At 43.0% G+C, this 5,399-nt stretch carries 4 protein-coding genes and 1 tRNA gene; 2 read left to right on the top strand and 3 right to left on the bottom strand.

What is annotated here, in order from left to right; all coding sequences use genetic code 11:
• Positions 1-136: 136 nt before the first annotated feature.
• Entirely contained in the window at positions 137-2,569 is a 2,433-nt protein-coding gene (locus tag FWF39_RS11740) for a hydrogenase iron-sulfur subunit (protein ID WP_343383624.1), read from the bottom strand.
• The gene (locus FWF39_RS11735; RefSeq protein ID WP_343383625.1) at positions 2,562-3,416 is read right to left on the bottom strand and encodes a 4Fe-4S dicluster domain-containing protein; all 855 of its coding nucleotides are present in this window, start codon (positions 3,414-3,416) and stop codon (positions 2,562-2,564) included. The genes FWF39_RS11740 and FWF39_RS11735 overlap by 8 nt, the downstream gene beginning before the upstream one ends.
• A 486-nt stretch (positions 3,417-3,902) precedes the next feature.
• On the opposite strand from FWF39_RS11735, the gene FWF39_RS11730 reads away from it, so the two are divergent.
• Both FWF39_RS11730 and FWF39_RS11725 read left to right on the top strand, forming a co-directional pair.
• Positions 3,903-3,981, top strand: a tRNA-Pro gene (locus tag FWF39_RS11730).
• Between the two features lie 218 nt (positions 3,982-4,199).
• Entirely contained in the window at positions 4,200-4,475 is a 276-nt protein-coding gene (locus FWF39_RS11725) for a hypothetical protein (RefSeq protein WP_343383623.1), read from the top strand.
• Between the two features lie 43 nt (positions 4,476-4,518).
• Here FWF39_RS11725 and FWF39_RS11720 read toward each other — a convergent pair whose 3' ends face one another.
• Positions 4,519-5,169, bottom strand: a complete 651-nt coding sequence (locus FWF39_RS11720) for a tyrosine-type recombinase/integrase (RefSeq protein WP_343383622.1) — start codon at positions 5,167-5,169, stop codon at positions 4,519-4,521.
• Between the last annotated feature and the right edge of the window lie 230 nt (positions 5,170-5,399).

Here is a 5,399-nt window from a genome sequence, read left to right as displayed (position 1 = left end):
ATTGTCTCAAAAATTATCCAACGCTCATCTTTGGTCAAGTTAACACTGTACTTTTTATTCATAACTAAGCACGTGTTAACATATACAATCAACACTTATTTATAATGCGGTCAAAGCAGTATGTTGTTGCGGACTATTATTTATGTTTGAGCATTTTTTCCAGGAGAGGTTTTAGTTTGGTGTTTTCTGCTTGAATTTTTTCTCTACCCAGCGATTTGAGCTGGTTATCAATTTCTTTTATGGTTTCTGCATAATGGATGCCCTCGGCAGCTGAAATGTACTCTACGCGAAAGCGCTGCGGACTAAGACCCAGCTTAGTGAGTGCAGTTTTTAGTGAGTCTGTTCGGGTTTTCATTTTGGCATTTCCATCTATGTAGTGACAATCATAGGGTAAGTGGCAGGCTCCGATTAAAACTGCTCCTGCACCCAATTTGAGTGCTTCTAGGACAAATTCTTTGGAGACTCGGCCGCTACACATGACCCGAATGGCTCTTACATTTGCTGGGTAGTCACATCGGCTGATTCCTGCGAGATCGGCTCCGGCATAGCTGCACCAATTGCAAAGTATGGCTAAAATTTTGTCTTCGGGGTGGGTTTGGAGGGCGGAGTGAATTTGCGCCATAATTTGTGCATCGGTAAAATGCATCTGAGTTATGGCATGATGGGGACATTCCGCTACACAGGTACCACAGCCATGACAACTAGCCGTTATAATACCAGCCGGATGATTTTTTTCCTGCTGGATAGCGTTGTAGGGGCATTTATCCACGCATACGCCGCATTGTTTACATTTTTCTTTATCTATTCGGCTTATGATGGGTTCAATTTTCCATGTGTGTTTGCTTAGAACGGTGGCGGCTCGTGAGGCGGCTCCGCTTCCCTGCGCGACGCTGTAGGGTATGTCTTTGAGTCCCACACAAGCTCCCGCATAAAATATGCCATCGGTTGGTGCATCGAGCGGTTTGAGTTTGGGGTGTGCTTCCATAAAAAATCCATCTGCATCACGACCCAAATTAAGAATCCTAGCAACCTCGGCACTACCTTTTTTAGGTATGGACGCCGTTGCCAACACAACCATATCCGCCTCAACCTCAATGGGTTGACCTAGCAGTGAATCTTCACTGTGTATTGTGAGGTTGTGGGTTTGGGTGTCTCCTTCGATTCTGCTGACTCGTCCGCGGATAAAGTTTACTCCGTGTTGGCGTGCGCGGTCATAGAATTCCTCATACCCCTTAGATGAGCTGCGCATATCCATATAGAAAATGTAGACCTCTACATCTTGCTTGTATTTCTCTTTGAGTTGCACCGCATGCTTTAGCGTATACATACACCCAAAATTGCAGCAATACGCATAGTGCTGTTTATCGCGGCTCCCCACACACTGAATAAATGCAATCCGCCGTGGTCTCTGTCCATCGGATTGACGCACAACCCTACCACCGGTGGGTCCAGCTGCCAAAATTAAGCGCTCAAACTCCATACTAGTGACTACATTGAGGTATTTGCCATATCCTAAAAGCGGCATATCAAAGGGCAAATACACCTCAAACCCCGTGGAGACCACAATGGCACCCACATCGACAACGATTTCTTGGGGTGTTTGATCAAAATCTATCGCATCACGCTCCCCACAAACCTCGGTGCACTTAAAACACTCAATACAATAATCACGATTAATGCTATAGACAAGCGGCACAGCCTGCTCAAAGGGCACACTTATAGCTTTGCGGGCTCCAAGATTTTGATCCCACGCATTGGGGTATTCAATCGGACATACATCACGGCACTCTCCACAACCTGTGCATTTCTCAGCCGAAACATAACGCGGATTCTGACGAATAGTCACCTTAAAGTTGCCGATGTAGCCCTCACATTTAACTAACTCACTATTAGCCAAAATGGTAATGTTTGGATGACGCGCACAATCCACCATCTTGGGTCCCTCAATGCATATGCTGCAATCCAAGGTGGGAAAAGTCTTATCAAGCGCCGCCATATGCCCCCCAATGCTCTGGGTATTTTCAAGCAAATATACTTTAAATCCCTGCTCAGCAAGATCTAATGCGGCATTTATACCAGCAATCCCACCCCCAACAATCAAAGCTTTGTTGGTAACCGGCACCTCAATGGTTTGCAGGGGCTGCATGAGGCGCACCTTAGCAACCGCCATCGCCACCGCATCCTTAGCCCGCTCAGTTGCCGCCAAAGGGTCATTTTGATGACACCAAGAAGCAAACTCGCGAATATTGGCCATCTCAAACAAAAAACTATTGAGCCCCGCCTCCAAAACCGCCCGACGAAAAGTCGGCTCATGCATCCGAGGCGAACAAGCCGCAACCACAACCCGATTAAGCTGATGCTCCTGTATAGCTTTGCGAATCTCCTCTTGACCGGGATCAGCACAAGAATAACGATTCTCCTTCACAAAAACAACATCTGGTATGGTTTTAGCATACTCCGCAACAGCATGTACATCAACAGTACCTGCAATGTTTAAACCACAATGGCAAACAAAAACTCCAACCCGTAACTCCTCAGAAACAACAACAGACTGTTTGGTATTACTCATTTTTCTTTAACGTCTCCACCCTCAAACGATTCTCCACAAGCTCACGCCTAGTTTGTGCGGCAGATGCCTTAAATTCCTTAACCGCATCCCCCGAACTGGTTAGCCGCTCAAGGGTCTTGTTCCAAGTACCCGAACGAACCGGAGTATGCAAAACCCTAGTCCGCTCAACTCGTAGCGCTTTTGGATTTGGACAAACATTCACACAAGCCCCACAAAACGTACACGTCTGCTCATTAACAACAACTCTACCCTCATCATCAAGGGTAAGTGTGCCTGTTATAGGACAAACATCCACACAATCCCGACACCCCGCCAAACACTTACCCACATCAACAAAAAGACGCCCCTCAAAAATTTTCCTCACCTTCAGCGCACCCCAGTCGCATTTAAATTCACACAACCGACAAGTAGGACAAAACTCTCTTTGAATATCAACTCTAACCTGCACCCGTTTCTGACCCAACGCCGACAAACTAGACACATCCACAACCGGTTTACCATCAAACCCTGCCTTTGAAACCCGAATAAGACCCAGCGGACACACAGTTTCACACTCCACACACTTCTTCTCACACCTACGCGTATCCACCACGATATCGCGCACAAGCTGAGGATAACTCTCCTTAGCCAAAACCAAAAGCGCATCCGAACCCCTGCCATCCTGAGCAACCTCTATGGCACCATATGGACAAGTAACATCACAAATCCCACAAAAATTACACTTCGCCCCATCAACATCCACCCTAGCTTTTCTTACCCTCTCACCGGGTAGTATAGGTTGCTTTTGGGTGGTTATGGCTTGTTTGGGGCAGGCGTTCATACAAATCTGACAACCCACACAACGCACTCTATCCAAAAATAACTTGTAATTCTTAACATGCAAAACCCATTCTAAGGTTAAACTATCCAAAGTATCTTTTTTTAAAGCCTTAAACGGTATTGCTGCTCACCGAAATTCATTATACACAGGACTACTACCCATGCTGACTTTTGAATGCGGCGCTTTCGTTATAAAAATATTGCCTAAAAAATACTCTTATCAATATATAAAACAACAAAATCGTGCCTATTTTTGATATTTGTCTACACATGCATTCTGTGGATTTTACATGTGGCTGTTTTTTACTTGCTATTCTGTACAAACAGCGATATATGACACACAATTTTGAACCCAACATGCTATCCACTAATGCCCTGTTGGTCTCTGTTAGCGCTGATGTTGTTACGGTTTACCTCAAAATCCATGGCAGCTAAAGCGGTGACATCCAGAAGATTTAAGTTCATATACGTATTGAGAAACCTCTAAACCCCTAAAACATAGACACAAACCTGTGGGGCCGTCGTCTAGCTTGGATTAGGATACATGCTTGGGGTGCATGCGATCCTGGGTTCGAATCCCAGCGGCCTCACCACAATCCTCTATACATTGTTTAAATAGGGTCTACTTGCATTTTCTGAATAATTTTATATCATCAAACTCACAAACAAACTCAAACCTTGCCTCAACAAGCTTCTGAGTATCTTGAATGATTTTAGCGGTGGATGAGTGGTAGTTATTGTCTTCATCAACAAACCTATTTACGCAAAGTTTGTTTTTGTATGTTGCATGAATGTTATTAGAGAGCTTATTATGGTTGCATTGTTAATATCTGCGCTTATTAGCGGTGTCGGTTTTTGTTTAACTTGGAAAGTTGGTCTTTTACGCATAACTCATGGTGATGCAACTGCAAGTCAAGATATCATAGACGCAACAACCGATTATGCATACGGCGAAATAACTTGGGCTTTTGTTTATTGCATGTGGTTTGTTGCTAATTTAGTTGGGTTGATTGTGGTGAGTGTAGATGAACAAATCCTAAAGATGGTTGGTTCTGTTGTTGTGACTCGGTTAATTTTCTATATGTGATGGGTGGTATGCTCTAACTTTTTGGTTGGTTTGGACTGAATGGCTAGTGTATCGTCATTCTGTTTCGCGGATGTTTTATTTCCAAAATTAGTCTTTGTTGTTTTGTGGAGACATGCGTGTAAATTTGTGTTGTTGTGATTGAACTGTGTCCTAATATTTTTTGGATATATCGAATATCAACATCTTCTTCTAACAATAGTGTTGCGAATGTATGCCGAAATATGTGGGGTGTTACGTGCATTTTTAAGTTTGCTTTTTTTGCATATTTATTTATAATTTGTCGAACCGATTGTTCCGATAATCGATGTCCGTCGCGATTTCTTAAAAAAGATTCATCAAGTTCTCTGTCCTGTTTCTGATATTTTGTAAGAGTTGTAATAACTTCATCATTGGTCAGTTGAATAATTCTTTCTTTTGCTCCTTTACCCATAATGCGGATAAAGCGTGCAGAAAGATTAACATCAGCATTATTTAATGAGCAAAGTTCTGACACGCGCATGCCAGTTGCGAACAAAAGCTCTAAGACAGCAACATCTCTATTGCATTGTGATTTCGTATATTGGGTAGTTGCTTTATTTTGTTCATCATATGCCATTTTTAAAATGGCTTGGATATCGCTTGAATTTATCGTTTTAGGGAGGAGAAGTGGTTCTTTATATTTGAGCTTCATTACATGAAAAGGGTTAATGCCCAAGTGGCCCTCGTTTTCACAATAGTTTGAAAATGCTTTGAGTGAAGCAATTTTACGCCTTACTGTTTTAGGCTTAAAATTGTCGTGAAGTAGTTCAATATACAAATTTATTGGAGAGTGTTCACTTATAGATAATTTTATGTGATGCTGTACATATATCGCCAAACAAGGTTAGTTCGTATGGTGCATTGCAAAAAATGTTTGTCTGAAAAAGTCGCCAAGGGCGGGTTTGT

Origin of the sequence: Candidatus Bathycorpusculum sp. (assembly GCF_009778815.1) — an archaeon.
Lineage (GTDB): Archaea > Thermoproteota > Bathyarchaeia > Bathyarchaeales > Bathycorpusculaceae > Bathycorpusculum > Bathycorpusculum hydrogenotrophicum.
The sequence above is the reverse complement of the archived record's forward strand: the minus strand, read 5'-3'. Positions and strand labels throughout refer to the sequence as shown.